This is a genomic window from Pseudomaricurvus sp. HS19, assembly GCF_009857815.1.
Classification (GTDB): Bacteria; Pseudomonadota; Gammaproteobacteria; order Pseudomonadales; family Cellvibrionaceae; genus Pseudomaricurvus.
The window spans coordinates 144,912-159,138 of sequence record NZ_WVVW01000010.1 but is presented as its reverse complement, the minus strand read 5'-3'; the positions used below and the strand labels follow the sequence as shown (position 1 = coordinate 159,138).

General features: G+C 61.3%; 16 protein-coding genes. 9 read left to right on the top strand and 7 right to left on the bottom strand.

Annotation, left to right across the window (positions count from 1 at the left end):
• On the bottom strand, positions 1-351 hold the full coding sequence (locus tag GSF27_RS13935) for a winged helix-turn-helix domain-containing protein (RefSeq protein WP_160970139.1): 351 nt from the start codon (positions 349-351) through the stop codon (positions 1-3).
• A 166-nt stretch (positions 352-517) separates the two neighbouring features.
• Between GSF27_RS13935 and GSF27_RS13930 the strand changes: the two genes are divergently transcribed.
• The gene (locus GSF27_RS13930; RefSeq protein ID WP_160970137.1) at positions 518-1,351 is read left to right on the top strand and encodes a DUF6279 family lipoprotein; all 834 of its coding nucleotides are present in this window, start codon (positions 518-520) and stop codon (positions 1,349-1,351) included.
• A gap of 18 nt (positions 1,352-1,369) precedes the next feature.
• On the opposite strand, the gene GSF27_RS13925 is transcribed toward GSF27_RS13930, so the two are convergent.
• The gene (locus tag GSF27_RS13925) at positions 1,370-1,909 is read right to left on the bottom strand and encodes a hypothetical protein (RefSeq protein ID WP_160970135.1); all 540 of its coding nucleotides are present in this window, start codon (positions 1,907-1,909) and stop codon (positions 1,370-1,372) included.
• A gap of 303 nt (positions 1,910-2,212) precedes the next feature.
• Between GSF27_RS13925 and GSF27_RS13920 the strand changes: the two genes are divergently transcribed.
• The gene (locus tag GSF27_RS13920) at positions 2,213-2,509 is read left to right on the top strand and encodes a hypothetical protein (protein WP_160970134.1); all 297 of its coding nucleotides are present in this window, start codon (positions 2,213-2,215) and stop codon (positions 2,507-2,509) included.
• Between the two features lie 135 nt (positions 2,510-2,644).
• Here the strand turns inward: GSF27_RS13920 and GSF27_RS13915 are convergent, their stop codons facing one another.
• Together GSF27_RS13915 and GSF27_RS13910 are read right to left on the bottom strand one after the other, a co-directional pair.
• Complete coding sequence (locus GSF27_RS13915) at positions 2,645-3,088, bottom strand: DUF4124 domain-containing protein (protein WP_237457572.1); 444 nt, start codon at positions 3,086-3,088, stop codon at positions 2,645-2,647.
• A gap of 73 nt (positions 3,089-3,161) precedes the next feature.
• Positions 3,162-3,764 carry a glutathione peroxidase gene (locus GSF27_RS13910; RefSeq protein WP_370462610.1) on the bottom strand — a complete coding sequence of 201 codons (603 nt, stop codon included), beginning with the start codon at positions 3,762-3,764 and terminating at the stop codon, positions 3,162-3,164.
• A 212-nt stretch (positions 3,765-3,976) separates the two neighbouring features.
• Here GSF27_RS13910 and GSF27_RS13905 point away from each other — a divergent pair, with 212 nt between their 5' ends.
• From GSF27_RS13905 to GSF27_RS13875, 7 genes are all read left to right on the top strand, one after another.
• Positions 3,977-4,363 carry a hypothetical protein gene (locus tag GSF27_RS13905; protein ID WP_160970130.1) on the top strand — a complete coding sequence of 129 codons (387 nt, stop codon included), beginning with the start codon at positions 3,977-3,979 and terminating at the stop codon, positions 4,361-4,363.
• 164 nt (positions 4,364-4,527) lie between these two features.
• Positions 4,528-5,196, top strand: coding sequence for a CerR family C-terminal domain-containing protein (locus tag GSF27_RS13900; protein ID WP_160970128.1), 669 nt, complete (start codon positions 4,528-4,530; stop codon positions 5,194-5,196).
• 3 nt (positions 5,197-5,199) lie between these two features.
• Positions 5,200-6,186: a secretion protein HlyD gene (hlyD, locus tag GSF27_RS13895; protein WP_160970126.1), complete on the top strand. Its 987-nt coding sequence runs from the start codon at positions 5,200-5,202 to the stop codon at positions 6,184-6,186.
• Positions 6,187-6,194: 8 nt separating this feature from the next.
• Positions 6,195-7,931, top strand: coding sequence for an ATP-binding cassette domain-containing protein (locus tag GSF27_RS13890; RefSeq protein ID WP_160970124.1), 1,737 nt, complete (start codon positions 6,195-6,197; stop codon positions 7,929-7,931).
• Positions 7,928-9,061 carry an ABC transporter permease gene (locus GSF27_RS13885; RefSeq protein WP_160970122.1) on the top strand — a complete coding sequence of 378 codons (1,134 nt, stop codon included), beginning with the start codon at positions 7,928-7,930 and terminating at the stop codon, positions 9,059-9,061. The genes GSF27_RS13890 and GSF27_RS13885 overlap by 4 nt, the downstream gene beginning before the upstream one ends.
• Positions 9,062-9,063: 2 nt before the next feature.
• Positions 9,064-10,179, top strand: coding sequence for an ABC transporter permease (locus GSF27_RS13880; protein ID WP_160970120.1), 1,116 nt, complete (start codon positions 9,064-9,066; stop codon positions 10,177-10,179).
• A 66-nt stretch (positions 10,180-10,245) separates the two neighbouring features.
• Positions 10,246-10,818: an NUDIX hydrolase gene (locus GSF27_RS13875; protein ID WP_160970118.1), complete on the top strand. Its 573-nt coding sequence runs from the start codon at positions 10,246-10,248 to the stop codon at positions 10,816-10,818.
• Between the two features lie 60 nt (positions 10,819-10,878).
• Here GSF27_RS13875 and GSF27_RS13870 read toward each other — a convergent pair whose 3' ends face one another.
• From GSF27_RS13870 to nfo, 3 genes are all read right to left on the bottom strand, one after another.
• Positions 10,879-12,150 carry an MFS transporter gene (locus tag GSF27_RS13870; protein WP_160970116.1) on the bottom strand — a complete coding sequence of 424 codons (1,272 nt, stop codon included), beginning with the start codon at positions 12,148-12,150 and terminating at the stop codon, positions 10,879-10,881.
• 134 nt (positions 12,151-12,284) lie between these two features.
• Positions 12,285-13,097 (bottom strand): zinc-dependent peptidase, encoded by an 813-nt coding sequence (locus tag GSF27_RS13865; RefSeq protein WP_160970114.1) that lies wholly within the window; start codon positions 13,095-13,097, stop codon positions 12,285-12,287.
• A 226-nt stretch (positions 13,098-13,323) separates the two neighbouring features.
• Positions 13,324-14,172, bottom strand: a complete 849-nt coding sequence (gene nfo / locus GSF27_RS13860; protein ID WP_160970112.1) for a deoxyribonuclease IV — start codon at positions 14,170-14,172, stop codon at positions 13,324-13,326.
• Positions 14,173-14,227: the final 55 nt, after the last annotated feature.

Here is a 14,227-nt window from a genome sequence, read left to right as displayed (position 1 = left end):
CTACCTACTCGCACTAACCACGGGCTTACCCGCCTGGCGCGGACGCTTGCGCTGCACCAGCAAGGCATTCTTCAGCTCTGGAGGATAAGCCTCCACAGCGGCCTTCAGCAGCGCTTTCAGCGGCTCCAGAAATGGGTAGCGAGGGTTCAACTCGTAATTCCTGACCTTGCCGATGAGCTGGCTAACCACCACGCCGTCAGCCTCCAGCCGTGCCAGTTGTTTCTGCACAGGATTGGTGGCAGCGCCGTAAAAGTCGGCTATCGCCTTGCTGTAACCACTGCCACGCAAAAGCAGGTAAATCAGGACACTCTCCTGGCTCTCTGCGCGCAGAATCCCTTTCAGTATGAACATAACACCTCCATACCACTTAGTGGCCAACATGTACCATATTATGATTTATATAAACCAAATTATGGTACATAAAGAAAGACTCCTACAGTAAGGCTTCTTTGATCCGGATAATCTGCAATACTCAGTTAACCACCCTAACCACCGCCAACACCGGCGAGGATCGGCAATGCGCTACAGACGCTGGCCACTGTTAGCCCTGATACTGCTGTTGCTGGCCGGCTGCAGCAGCACCACCTTTATCTACAACCGCCTCGACTTTTTTATCCCTTGGTACCTGGGGCGTTACGTCGACCTCAATCACGAGCAGGACCAACATCTCGACGAGCTGCTGGACCCGTTCCTGGTGTGGCACCGGGACGAGGAGCTGCCCGCCTACCTGGAGTGGCTGGATCGAGCCGGGGAGCAGTTGAAGCAGGAGATTACCGCGGCACAGCTGGCCGAACTGGGCGGTGAAATCCAGCAAGCCTGGGGCCGCATCGAAAGCCGCGGGCTGGAGTGGATGATCACGCTGGGAGAGACGCTCAGCGACCAGCAGATGGCGGAGTTTATGGCCGAGCTGCGACAGCAACAGGTGGAGTACGCGGAGGATTTCGACCGCAACGACGAGGATTACCGCGAGAATGTGCGGGAAAACCTGGAAGGGTCCATGGAGAAATTTCTCGGCCAGTTGAACGGCGCCCAGGAGCAGATGCTGGACCGGGCTGTGGCCCAACTGCAGCGCTCCGACCAGGTATGGCTGGCGGAGCGGGCGCGCTGGCTGGATCTGCTGGATCGCATACTGCAACGCCAGCCCGGCTGGCAGGATGAACTGCGCCACGCCGTCGCCACGCAAGGGGAGTTCTATTCAGCGGAATACCGGGCCGTCTATCAATACAATTCAGAGGTGCTTTACGGGGTGATTGCGGAGGTGCTCAACAGCCGTAGCGACAAACAGGAGCGGCACCTGCAGCGCAGTCTTAAGAAGCTGCGCAAGGACCTGCTTGCACTGCAGGAGAAATGACCGCCCCACTGCCGTCCGTTACATGCCAAACAGGCTCTGCAGCACCGCCTCATTGCGTTGCACCGCCGCCTTGTCTTCCGCCGGGGTATCGGCGATGGACTTCAGGGTGGCCAGGCTCTGCTGCAGTATCGCTTCCATGGCCGCCTTCTGCTCCGGGGGGATGGCGTTGCTGTCGAGCATCGCCTCCAGCTGCCGGATCTGTGGCTCCATGTCTCCCTCGGTGTGGTTGGCCAGGAACGCCTTGAAGATACGATCGCCCACCACGGCCCACTGCTGCGGGTCGCTGTAGCCGTTGCTCTTCACCACCCCCGCCAGCTCCTGGTAGTAACCCTGGGCCTTGGCCTGCATCATCATCTGCCCAAAGATGTCGTTTTGCTGGATGGATTTCTGGCCGGCGGCGAAGTCCTGCTGGATCGAGGTTTTGTTGGCCCAGGCCATCACCGCCTGATAGGTGTTGGCCCACTGACGGATATCCGCGTCAGACAGCGGGGCCGCCTGCAGTGAGGCACAAAACAGCAGCAGCAACAATGAGAGCGGGGCGTTGAGACAGTGTCGCATGGTATCGATCCTTGATGGGCTGAGGGGCACAGCTTTGCATTATCCACCGTCACTGGCAATGGCAGTGGGCGACACAACGGTCCCGACCCAGCTACTGCAGGGCCGGGGCCTGTCACAGAGTTCTACCCCCGTCGCAATCCGGGCAAATCGCCGGCAAAATCCGCCGCTGGCGCTGGCTTCTACACAGCAAAACCAAAATAATAGCGCCAACCGCGACCGCCGGCCCGGAGCACCGTCGCATGCTCCTGCCAATTCATTGACCCTGTGTCGCGCGCAATCACATCCGTATTTATCGGGGGAACCATGAAGAAATTGATGTTTACCGTACTGCTCCTGACCGGCTGCCAGACCGCAGGCCAGCTGGGCACCATGTCCCAATCCGGCATGGCAGGGCTCTCCTGCGACCAGATCGGCGCCGCTTTCCGCGCCTACGAGGCCGACCGCTACTCCATGGATGCCTGGGTGCAGCTGGTGAAGCTGGTCAACCCTGAGCTGGACGCCCGTGCCGCCGCCGCCAACACCACCGCCGACCAGCGCTATCAGGAAGCCAAGACCTACGCCAATATCGCCATGGCGGTACAGGGCTGTCAGCCGCTCTGATCCCCGGGGAGCCCAGCTCCCATGGGTATCACTGGTGAGCGGACGGGAAACACCTGTCTGCTTACCTGATACCGGGCAACGCTTGCTGCCCTACCTCGCTCTCACCACTATCCCCTGCTCCGCCCTGCCGGCGACTCAACGCGCACCCTCTGCCGCCAATCGCTGCCGCTCCGCAATCAACCGATCCTGCTCCGCCTGTACCCGGGCAATTTCACGCCGGTAACGGTTCTGCGCCGCCTGTATCTCTTCATCCAGTTTGTAGTCGGTTACCGACATCACCAGGTAACGGCCGGCATCCGAGCGTCGACTCTCCAGCTCGGCCAGCTCCCGGTCGCGCTCCTTCGCCAGCACATCCAGCTCATAGCCCTTGTCGCGGATAGCAGCATCCAGCTCCCGCAGGTGACGGTTGTGGGTCAGGGTGCTGGTGACCGCTTCGTCTACCGGCTGGGTCTCCAGGGCGTTGGGGGTCTCAATGGTGACGGTTTCGGCATGGCCGTCACAGGGGTGCTGGCTGAAGCGCGGGTTGCCATTGCTGTCGATGCACTTGTAGATCTCCTCCCCCATGGCCAGTGGAGCCATCAAAAGTAGTATCCAGAGTGGCGCTCTCATCACTTCTCCACGACAGGTCAGGTTTAAAGGTCCGGGGCCCGGCTCACAGCACCTTGCGGATGGCCCGCTTCAGGCGCCAGGAAGTGGGGGAGGTAAAGTTGGAGTAGTGCTCCACCACATTGCCCTGGCGGTCCACCAGGTACTTGTGGAAATTCCACTTGGGCGCGCCCTCTGCCTCACCGAGATGGGCGAACACCGGATGGACCTCATCGCCTTTTACATGCACTGGCGTGGTCATCAGGAAAGTGACGCCGTAGTTGTAGCGGCACACCTTGGCGGTCTCGGCCTCGTCGGCCGCCTCCTGGTTAAAATCGTTGGAGGGAAAACCGATCACCACCAGCCCCTGGCCACCAAACTCCTTGGCCAGCTCCTCCAGCCCTTCGAACTGGGGCGTAAAGCCGCAGTGGCTGGCGGTGTTGACGATCAGCACCGCCTTACCGGCGGTGGCTTCGCAGAGGTTGATCTGTTCGTTACTGTGCAGCGCCTTGATGGAGTGGTTGAGCCAGGAACTGCAGGCAGGTGACTCGTCACTTGCCGTCACGGGCACTGCCAGTGACAGCAGCAGTACACTGCCAGCCAGCAATATGGCTAAAGCGCGCAGGAGTGCAAAACGTTGGTGAGCCTGGAGGGTGAGGGTTCGGGTCACAATCGGGTCCTTCAGCAGCGGTCCGCGGGAGCGAACCGGGTGGAATCGGCACTTGTCGTCCAATGTAGCACAAAGCGGCCATTGCAACGGCGTCTGCACATGCAGATACTACGTGCGCTGCCGGCACAGGGATCATGCTGCCCCTCGGGCGAGAATGCCGGCGGCGTATATACTGGAGTCAGTTACCCCGATCGGACTATAAGGAGCGTTCCATGATCACCTACCTCTACTGGGCACTTGTTTTCGCGGCAGCCATTCTGCTTTTGGTGCTGTTTGGCAAAAAGGACATGTGGAAGCCGGCGTTGATCAGCTGTGTCTCGGTGCTTATTGTCGGCACCCTCGCCTACTACTTCCACTTCCAGCAGATATTCGTCAAACACTACGGCGGCGTGATGTCACTGTCGGTGCCCGAGGGCCAGCAACACATTACCGCCACCTGGAAAGACGACAACCTGTGGGTGGAGAACTACGACCCGGCCACCAACACCTGCCACTTTAACGAGTACTCCAAGGGCAATGTGCTGCAGGGCAAGGTGACCATCAAGAACTGCTCACCCGTAGCCGCACAACCATTCAACACCAGCATACCGGCAAAGTAGTCCCCCCGGACACCTCCAGCCAACTCCCCGCTGCCATTACCGGATGGCTTGACCATCCGGTAATCACACCTGAAGTCCATTCACCGGATGGCGATGCCCATCAAAGCAACGCTGTTTGATCCAGCGCATTTGACTTAATCAAGTGATTAACTAATCTTCTGACTATGCACACCTCCACCCCCGCTTCGGAACGCGGTGATGTCAGTCGCAAGGCGTTGATCGAAGCCGCGCTGATTGAGTTCGCCAGCCACAGCTATCACGCCGCCAGCAATCGTGACATTGCCGATCGCGCCGGCGTTAACCAGGCGTTGATTGCCTATCACTTTGGCGGCAAGGAGGGGCTTTATCTGGCGGTGTTTGAGAACATCTGCGAGCGCATCCAGGAACGCCTGCAACCAGCATTGCAGGCCATCGGTGATGCCTTGACCGCTGGTGCAACGCAGGCGTCACACGAACAGAAGCTTGAGCTTTTACTGCAACTGCTGGAGCGAGTGGTGCGACTGTTTGCCGACCCCGGTCTGAAGACATCAGCACAGCTGGTGCTGCAGGAGCAGCAGCAACCCACCCGCGCCTTCGATATTCTCTACCGCAGTTTTATGCAGGAGGCGCTGCAGCGGGTGACCGACCTGGTGCAGTTGCTGCGACCGGACAAGAGCCGCGACGAAGTGTCGCTGCTGGTGATTACCCTGCTGGGACAGGCGCTGGTGTTTCGCGCGGCCCGCACCACAGTGCTGCGGCATTTACAGTGGGACGACATCAAGCCGGCGCAGCTGCAGGCCATCATTCATCAAGTGCGGGCCAATGTGCTCGCCATTTTATCCTCACAGGATTGATTCATGAGTCGCAGGCAGTTTGTACTCCCCCTGATTGTGATTGTGGCACTGGCGGCAGCGGCCGCCGGCTGGCACCTGCGGCCGGGCAACGGCAATGGCACAGTGGTGCTCTACGGCAACGTCGACATCCGTGAAGCGGAGCTGGCGTTCCGGCAGGCCGGGCGCATGGACGCCTTGTATGTGGACGAAGGCGATAAGGTCACCGCCGGCACCCTGCTGGCGGAGCTGGATGCCACCCCCTACGCCGCCGCCCTGGCGCTGGCGCAGGCCAACCGCGCCCAGGCACAGGCCAACGTCTCCAAGTTGACCCGCGGCTTTCGCACCCAGGAGGTCTCCCAGGCGGAAGCGGCCGTAAGGCAGGCAAAGGCCGCACTGGAGGAGGCGGAGCTCACCCTCAATCGTCAGATCGATCTCTCCAAAACCGGCTCCACCAGTCGCAGTGCCCTGGACCAGGCCCGCACCGGCCGCGACCAGGCCCGCGCCGCGCTGGACAGCGCCCGCCAGAACCTGGCGCTGCTGCAGGAGGGCTATCGCAGTGAGGATATCGCCGCGGCGCAGGCGGCACTGGCGGCAGCCGACGCCCAACTGACGCTGGCGCAATCCAACCTGGACGACACCCGCCTGCTGGCGCCGGCGGACGGACTGATCTCGGCACGACTGCGAGAGGCCGGCAGCATGGTTAACGCCAGCACCCCGGTCTTTACCCTGTCGCTGCAGGACCCGGTCTACATTCGCGCCTATGTGAGCGAACCGCAGCTGGCGCAGGTGCAGCCCGGCAGCGCCGTGACCATCACCATCGACGGCAGCGACCGGCAGTTCGATGGCAGCGTCGGTTTTATCTCACCGCGGGCGGAGTTCACCCCCAAATCGGTGGAGACCACCGACCTGCGTACCGACCTGGTCTACCGGGTGCGGATCCTGGTGCCCGGCGCTGCTGATGCCTTGCGTCAGGGAATGCCGGTCACTGTCCATATCAACGGCGGTTCCTGAGAGCGGCTATGGCTGAGTCGCAGCCCGGGGGCATTGAACTGCAGGGGGTGGTAAAACGCTTCCCCCAGGTGACGGCTCTGGACGGCATCAGTGCCACCATCCGGGCCGGCCAACTCACCGGCCTGGTGGGGCCCGATGGCGCCGGCAAAACCACTCTCATGCGCCTGATGGCAGGGTTGCTGCGTCCCGATGCCGGCCACATTACCGTCGCCGGTGCCGATACAGTGCAGCAACAGCACCTGATCGCCACCGGCGTTGGTTATATGCCCCAGCGCTTCGGTCTCTATGAGGATCTCTCGGTGCTGGAGAACCTCTCCCTCTACGCCCAACTGCGGCAACTGCCGGCCGCCGAGCAGAAACGCACCTGGGAACGGCTGCTGGAGTTCACCCGGCTGGCCCCCTTCAGCAAGCGGCTGGCCGGCAAACTCTCCGGCGGCATGAAACAGAAACTGGGCCTCGCCTGCGCCCTGATGGGCCGCCCCCAGGTGCTGCTGCTGGACGAACCCAGCGTGGGTGTAGACCCGGTCAGCCGGCAGGAGCTGTGGCGCATGGTGGGGGAACTGACCGACTCCGGCATGGCGGTGGTCTGGTCCACCGCCTACCTGGATGAAGCAGAGCAGTGCCGCCATGTGCTGCTGCTCAATCAGGGACAACTCGCCTTCGACGGCCCGCCGGGTGCGCTCACCGGCCGCCTGCAGGGGCGCAGCTTCCGCCTCCCCAATCCCCGCGGCGACCGCCGCCACCTGCTGCAGCGGGCGCTGGACCTGCCAGCCGTCAGCGATGGCGTCATTCAGGGTCACGCCGTACGACTGGTGGCCGAAGCCGATGCCGACCTGCAGCCGCTGCAGGTGCTGGCTGCCAGTGCCGGTTCGCAGCTGGAAGCAGTCGCGCCCCGCTTTGAGGACGCCTTTGTGAGTCTGCTGGGTGGTGGGCCCGGCGGCACCTCGGTGATTGCCGAGCTGATGGAGCCGGTGAGTCTGGAGAGCGATATCGCCGTTGCCTGCAGCAACCTGACCCGCCGCTTCGGCGATTTTGTCGCCACCGACGATGTCAGTTTTGAAGTGCGCCAGGGGGAAATTTTCGGCCTGCTGGGCCCCAACGGCGCCGGCAAATCCACCACCTTCAAAATGCTCTGCGGCCTGCTCAAGCCCAGCACCGGACAGGCACAGGTGGTGGGGCTGGACCTGGCCCGCGCCGCCAGCGAGGCGAAGAACCGCCTTGGCTATATGGCGCAGAAGTTTTCCCTCTACGGGCTCTTGTCGGTGCGCCAGAACCTGGAGTTTGCCGCCGGGGTTTACGGCCTGACGGGCGCCTGTAAGCAGCAGCGTATCGACGAAATGGTGGACGTCTTCGAGCTGCGCCCGCTGCTGGATTCCGCCCCCGACGATCTGTCGCTGGGCTACAAACAGCGGCTGGCGCTGGCCTGCTCACTAATGCACCGGCCACCGGTGCTGTTTCTAGATGAGCCCACCTCCGGCGTCGATCCCATTACCCGGCGCGAGTTCTGGACCCACATCAACGGTCTCGTGCGCAAAGGGGTTACGGTGATGGTGACCACCCATTTTATGGATGAAGCGGAGTACTGTGACCGGGTGGCACTGATGTATCGTTCGCGCCTGATTGCCCTGGATACCCCCGACGGTCTCAAGCGCGAAGCGGCGCATCACGGCGACGAAGAGCTCACCATGGAGGAGGCGTTTATCCGCCTGATCGAGCGTGCCGATTTAAGTGAGCTTCCCGTATGAACCCGCATATGAGTCAGCGTTTCAGTATGCAGCGGCTGCTGGCCATCACCCGCAAGGAGACGCTGCAGGTGTTCCGCGACCCCTCCACCCTGCTGGTGGCCTTTGTGCTGCCACTGGTGCTGCTGTTGCTGTTTGCCTACGCTGTCTCCCTCGACACCCGCAACGTGCGCATCGGCGTGGTGCTGGAGAGCGACACCGAAGCGGCCCAGTCGCTGGCCGCCGCCTTTGCCGGCAGCCGCTACTTTGCGGTCACTCCCACCCGGGACCGGCGCGAGGCAGCGCCCCTGCTCACCGCCGGCAAGTTGCGCGGCTATGTGGTGATCCCGCAGGATTTTGATCGTCGCCTGCAGCAGTTCCCACCGCAATCGGTGGTGCAGGTCATTACCGACGGTACCCAGCCCAACACCGCCACCTTTGTCGCTAACTACGCCCGCGGCACGGTGCAGCAGTGGCTGCAGGATCGCGGCGTCATGCCCACCCAGCCGGTGGCCCTGCAGCAGCGCTTCTGGTTTAACCCGGAGATGGAGACCCGCCGCGCGCTGGTGCCAGGTGCGCTGGCCATCATCATGACCATGATCGGCACCCTGCTCACCGCATTGGTGGTAGCGCGGGAGTGGGAGCGCGGCACCATGGAGGGCCTGTTTGCCACACCGGCCACGCCGCTGGAGATTCTCACCGGCAAGCTGGTACCCTACTTCGTGCTGGGCCTGCTGGCCACCGCACTGACCACCGCCATGGCGGTGTGGGTGTTCGGTATTCCGCTGCGCGGCTCGGTGTTTACGCTGCTGTTTTTGTCGGCGGTGTTCCTGTTGCCGGCACTGGGCCAGGGGCTGCTGATCTCCACCCTCGCCCGCAACCAGTTTATCGCCTCGCAGGTGGCACTGCTGGCAGGCTTCCTGCCCGCCTTCCTGCTATCGGGCTTTCTGTTTGAGATCAGCTCCATGCCGCTGCCGCTGCAACTGCTGACCCATTTGGTTCCGGCACGCTATTTCAACTCGGCACTGCAGACGGTGTTTCTCGCCGGTGATGTGTGGCCACTGTTGTGGCCCGCCATTGGCGCCATGTTCCTGCTGGGTGTGATCCTCATGGCGCTGGTGGCCAGGAACACCCGCAAGAGTCTGGAGCGCTGACCATGGGCGCCCGTTATACCCGCATCCGCGCGCAGGTGGTGAAAGAGATGCTGAGTATCCTGCGTGATCCCAAGAGCCGTTTCATCCTGCTGGGCCCGCCGCTGATGCAGCTGTTTATCTTCTCCTTCGCCATGACGCTGGAGGTGAGCAACATTGATGTGGCACTGCTCAATCGCGACAGTGGTGCCGCGTCGGTGGAATTTATACAGCAACTGGAGGCCTCTGACCTGGTGCGCCGCACTCACCGGGTGGCCAATGAAAAAGAGCTGGCCCGCCTGGTCGACACCCAGCAGGTGATTGCCGGCATTGTCATTGCCGACAACTTCAGTGCGCGGGTGGCCAGCGGCGAAGGGGGCGAACTGCAGGTGATCCTCGACGGCCGCAAGGCCAACACCTCGCAGATCACCCTGGGTTACCTGCAGACCATTGCCGGTAATGTCTCCGCCACCATCCAGTCCCACGGCAGCCGTGGCGCCAGTGATCCCGCCACGGTGCGCCACTGGTTCAACCCCAATCTCACCTACCGCTGGTTTGTGGTACCGAGCCTCACCGGCATTCTGGTGATGCTGATGGCACTGATGGTGACCGCACTCTCTATCGCCCGCGAACGGGAGCTGGGGACCTTCGACCAGCTGCTGGTCTCCCCCTGCACACCCACCGAGATTATTATCGCCAAGACGATTCCGGCGTTTCTGGTAGGCCTGGTGCTGGGCTGTGTGATGATGGCCGCGGCCATATTCCTCTTTGGCGTGCCCTTTACCGGCTCACTGTGGCTGCTATTGGTCTGCATGATGCTGTTTATTCTGTCGGTGGTGGGTATCGGCCTGATGATCTCTTCCGTCTGCTCCACCCAGCAGCAGGCAATCCTCGGCATCTTCGCCATTGTGGTGCCGGTGGTGATCATGTCCGGCTTTGCCACCCCGATTGAGAATATGCCCAGGGTGCTGCAGTGGATAGCGGAGGCCATTCCCCTGAAACATTTCCTGATTATCCTGCAGGGCAGCTTCCTCAAATCCCTGCCGCCGCAGCAGGTGTTTGCCAACGCCTGGCCATTGGCGGTGATCGCGCTGGTGACACTGACGCTGGCGACGCGCATGGTGCGCAGCAAGTTGCAGTAAACTTGCCTGTCGCCAGTGCGGTATTACACTACCCCTTTTTGACCAGGCACGAGCCCGGGCCACCGGATGAAATACAAAACAGTCGCTACAATCGTCCCGCTGCTGGCCCTGCTGTCAGCGGCAGCCGCAGGGGCGGACACCCCTCGCAAGGTTAACGCCGGTGTCCTCCCTTACGCCTGCACGGACCAGGGTGCCCGCTACCTCTTGGCCTTCGACCCGGCCCTTGGCCGCCGCGCCTGGGCCGCGTTTGGCGGTGGCCCCAAGGGTAACGAAACCGCCGACGCCACCGCCCGGCGCGAGTTTTATGAAGAGACCAACTGCAGTTTCAACCTGAAGGAAATCGCACTGGTGGGCCCCTCGGTCGCCCACGGCTTTTACGCCTTTGTAGCGCGGGTACCCTACATCGATACGACCACCATCAGCACCCCTCGCCAGTGTCAGGATGTGGAACGCTCAAGGTGGATCTGGGTGGAGCACAAGGTATTGCTGTCCGCACTAGACAGCCCGCAGCCGAAACCGACCGTCACAGCCATTGGCCAGGGCGCCACCGCATACCCGCTGTGGAGTAAATCCCTGCGCGCCATGCGCCAGCAGCTGCAGGATGGACTGCTGAGTGAACAGGATCCTTGCCTGAAATAAGGGAGCCACCCGCAGAAAGCGTACGAGCTCCCGCAGGTGGTCAACAAACTTCGGGAGAGATTAACTGCGCCGCTTTTCCGGCAGCAGCCACGCACACAACAACGCCAGCGGTAACACCCACCACACCATGGCAAAGCCCGCCTCATAGGAACCAAACCGGTCGTACAGGTAACCGCCCAGCGGACCGGGGATAATCAGGAAGACGGTCATCGCCAGGGTCATAATGCCTTTCACCCGGCCAAATGCCGCCGGCCCGAAGTGCAACGCAATCAGGGTCGCCCACAACGGGGTCATGCCACCTACCGCAAAGCCCACCAGGGCAGCCGAGGCCATCAGCGCCGCGGTGTTTTGCCACACCACCATACATAGCCAGCCCAGGGCCCCCACCAGCTGAATCAACACCATGATCTTGCGGCGGGAGAAGTGATCGCCCACCCAGCCCAGCAGAAACTTGCCCACCACCGCCGAGCCGGCATAGAGAGAGATCAGCAGCGCGCTGGTGTCACTGCTCAGTCCGGCGACCCGAGCGTAGGGCACCATAAAGGTCACCATCATGATGCTGCAGAGAGACAGCAAACCGATGCAGCCGGTCAGCAACCAGAAAGTTTTCTGCATGACGATGGCTTTGGCGGTCAGGGCTGCCACTGCTGGCTGTTCTGAAGAACGGTCAAAGTTTTCTGTGCCGGCCTCACTGGCAGAGTCCGGCGTGTCGCCATCCGCAAATTGCCCCACGTCCGCCGGCCGCCCCACCACCAGCGCCCAGCTCAGGGGCAACAGGAACGCCGCCACAAACAGTCCCAGCACCAACAGGCTGGTGCGCCAACCCAGCGCGTCGATCAGACCATTGGCAATGGGCGGCATAACGAAACCACCCAGCGAAATACCGATCGCCGCAATGCCCACAGCAAAACTCTGGCGCCGCTCAAACCACTGCACCAGCAGCGTGGCGCAGGGCAGAACCCCGAGCATGCAGGCCCCCGGCGCCAACAGGAAGGTGCACACCAGAGCGGCCTGCCAGAGGCTGCTCACCAGGGACATCAGCACAAAGCCGAGGGCAAATACCAACGCCCCCAGCGTCAGCACCAGCCGGGCGTGGCCTTTATCAACCCAGCTGCCTACCAGTGGCCCCATGGCCGAACTTATCAGGTAAAAGATGCCCATGCCCCAACCCAGTGTGCCGGGGGAGACATTGAACTCTGTGGCCAGGGGCTGAATGTACAATCCAAGGATGTAGATACTGAACCCCATGGCAATAAACTGGCTGATGGTGGAAAACCCGACCAGCCTCCAGCCATGGAAGTGGGGCTGTACGGCGAAACGACGCAGACTCATAGATTCACTGTTTTATTGTTATGGGCATGAAGTCTACAAGCGTAATGGAAATGGCAGTGGAGAGCCACGCGACGGCGCGAGGTAAACAAATCCTTACGCTTTACCCTGCGCAGCGTCACTCGCAGGGGTAGCCATCACCATTGTACCGGGTCGAGCTGATAATAGAGGCGCAGCTGTTCGTACAGATCGCCGTGGCGCTGTTGCAGTTGTTGCGGCTTTTCGAAGAAGACTTCTGTCACCACGGCAAAAAACTCGGCGGCATTTTCGGCACCGTAACTGTCGATAACCAGGTCGCCGTGACGGCAGAGCTGTTCGTACTCAGCACTGAAAATCCGCGCCCAGTCTTTGTATTGGCCGCTGCTGCGCAACAGCGGCAGCCCAGGGCCGGTGCCGTTCTCCTCATCCAGCTTATGGGCAAACTCGTGCATCACCACATTGTGGCCATCGCGCTCGTGCAGGGCGCCGCGCCACACCTGGTCCCAGGCCAGCACCACCGGCCCCCGGTGCCAGGACTCACCGGCGCGGGTGTCGACATGGTCAGAGCGCAGGTAGCCCTCCTGCCGCTGCACAGGCGCCGCGTAGCTGGAGGGGTAGACCAGAATGCTTTCAAAGGTGGGGTAGTAATCATTGCCGTTGTTGAGGATCAGCAGGCAAGCCTGCGCGGCGATCAACAGGCGCACTTCATCGGTAACCACAAAGCCGTCGCAGCCCACAAAGACCTTCTCTGCCATAAACACCTGCATATGCCCCTGCAGCTTTTGCTGCAGATCGGCAGGCAGGCGACGATACAGCGGGAAATCACTCTGTAACAGTGCCAGCCACCCGGGGGCCAGTGGTGTGGACCGCAATAGTTGCCGGCGCCGCTCGCGGCGTTGGTGCAGGAGGTTGATGATCAGCCGATAAAACAGGTAGGCGACCAAAGGACCGAGCAATACCAGATAAAGCATAAGAAGACCCGATTATTGTTATTCACGGGACAGAAACTCCGGTTGGCCCCGGATAAACGCCGTCTCTGCCGTGACACAAATACCGTCATTCCCCGGGGGTGACTTTTGATGAGTTGGAGAGCTACGGTTCTCCTCCAATGGACCCCCGCCTTCGCGGGGGTGACAGCAGGGGAGACTGGTCCGGGCTGCCAACGTTTACAGTACTGTGTTCGAAAAATGGCTTAGCTCAGGCAACAGCCGCCAGTCCCTGCAGCAACCGGATCTCGTCCGGCCATATGGATTCATCAATGGTCTCCAGCACCAGCGGGATACCATCAAAACGCTTGTCGGTCATGATGAACTCAAACACGCTCATACCCAGGTTACCGTCACCCAGGCTGTGGTGACGGTCCACATGACTGTTAAAGGCGGACTTGGAGCCGTTGAGGTGCATGCCACAGAGATAATCAAAACCCACCACCCGCTCAAACTCGGCAAAGGTCTGCTCACAGGCCTCCGGTGTGCGCAGGTCGTAGCCGGCAGCAAAGCTGTGACAGGTGTCGAGGCAGACTCCAATGCGGCCCTTGTCCTCCACCTGCTCGATGATCGCTGCCAGGTGTTCGAAACGGTGCCCCAGGTTACTCCCCTGCCCGGCGGTGTTTTCGATAACAGCAGTAACTCCTGCCGTGGAGTCCAGGGCGATATTGAGCGACTCGGCAATGCGGCTGAGACAGTCCGCCTCGTCGATCTTCTTCAGATGCGAGCCTGGGTGAAAATTGAGATAGACCAACCCCAGCTGCTGGCAGCGCTCCATCTCGTCGATAAACGCCGCGCGGGATTTTTCCAGCGGCTCCGACTCCGGGTGACCGAGGTTAATCAGGTAGCTGTCGTGTGGCAGTATCTGTTCCGGTGTGTATCCGTATTTTTTGCAGTTCTGTTTAAACGCAGTAATGCTTTCTTCCGTGAGCGGTTTGGCCTGCCATTGGCGCTGGTTTTTGGTGAACAGCGCGAAGGCGGTGGCGCCGATCTTGTGGGCATTGATGGGGGCGTTCTCCACCCCGCCAGAGGCGCTGACGTGGGCACCGATGTATTTCATCTTATGTGTTTCCAGCAATAATTCCGATGGCGTACAGTCTATCACGGAGAGAACC

Excerpts from the sequence above, each read along its gene's own strand:
- GSF27_RS13935 (WP_160970139.1), bottom strand. The coding sequence starts at position 351 with ATGTTCATACTGAAAGGGATTCTGCGCGCAGAGAGCCAGGAGAGTGTC.
- GSF27_RS13930 (WP_160970137.1), top strand. The coding sequence starts at position 518 with ATGCGCTACAGACGCTGGCCACTGTTAGCCCTGATACTGCTGTTGCTG.
- GSF27_RS13925 (WP_160970135.1), bottom strand. The coding sequence starts at position 1,909 with ATGCGACACTGTCTCAACGCCCCGCTCTCATTGTTGCTGCTGCTGTTT.
- GSF27_RS13920 (WP_160970134.1), top strand. The coding sequence starts at position 2,213 with ATGAAGAAATTGATGTTTACCGTACTGCTCCTGACCGGCTGCCAGACC.
- GSF27_RS13915 (WP_237457572.1), bottom strand. The coding sequence starts at position 3,088 with ATGGCTCCACTGGCCATGGGGGAGGAGATCTACAAGTGCATCGACAGC.
- GSF27_RS13905 (WP_160970130.1), top strand. The coding sequence starts at position 3,977 with ATGATCACCTACCTCTACTGGGCACTTGTTTTCGCGGCAGCCATTCTG.
- GSF27_RS13900 (WP_160970128.1), top strand. The coding sequence starts at position 4,528 with ATGCACACCTCCACCCCCGCTTCGGAACGCGGTGATGTCAGTCGCAAG.
- hlyD (WP_160970126.1), top strand. The coding sequence starts at position 5,200 with ATGAGTCGCAGGCAGTTTGTACTCCCCCTGATTGTGATTGTGGCACTG.
- GSF27_RS13890 (WP_160970124.1), top strand. The coding sequence starts at position 6,195 with ATGGCTGAGTCGCAGCCCGGGGGCATTGAACTGCAGGGGGTGGTAAAA.
- GSF27_RS13885 (WP_160970122.1), top strand. The coding sequence starts at position 7,928 with ATGAACCCGCATATGAGTCAGCGTTTCAGTATGCAGCGGCTGCTGGCC.
- GSF27_RS13880 (WP_160970120.1), top strand. The coding sequence starts at position 9,064 with ATGGGCGCCCGTTATACCCGCATCCGCGCGCAGGTGGTGAAAGAGATG.
- GSF27_RS13875 (WP_160970118.1), top strand. The coding sequence starts at position 10,246 with ATGAAATACAAAACAGTCGCTACAATCGTCCCGCTGCTGGCCCTGCTG.
- GSF27_RS13870 (WP_160970116.1), bottom strand. The coding sequence starts at position 12,150 with ATGAGTCTGCGTCGTTTCGCCGTACAGCCCCACTTCCATGGCTGGAGG.
- GSF27_RS13865 (WP_160970114.1), bottom strand. The coding sequence starts at position 13,097 with ATGCTTTATCTGGTATTGCTCGGTCCTTTGGTCGCCTACCTGTTTTAT.
- nfo (WP_160970112.1), bottom strand. The coding sequence starts at position 14,172 with ATGAAATACATCGGTGCCCACGTCAGCGCCTCTGGCGGGGTGGAGAAC.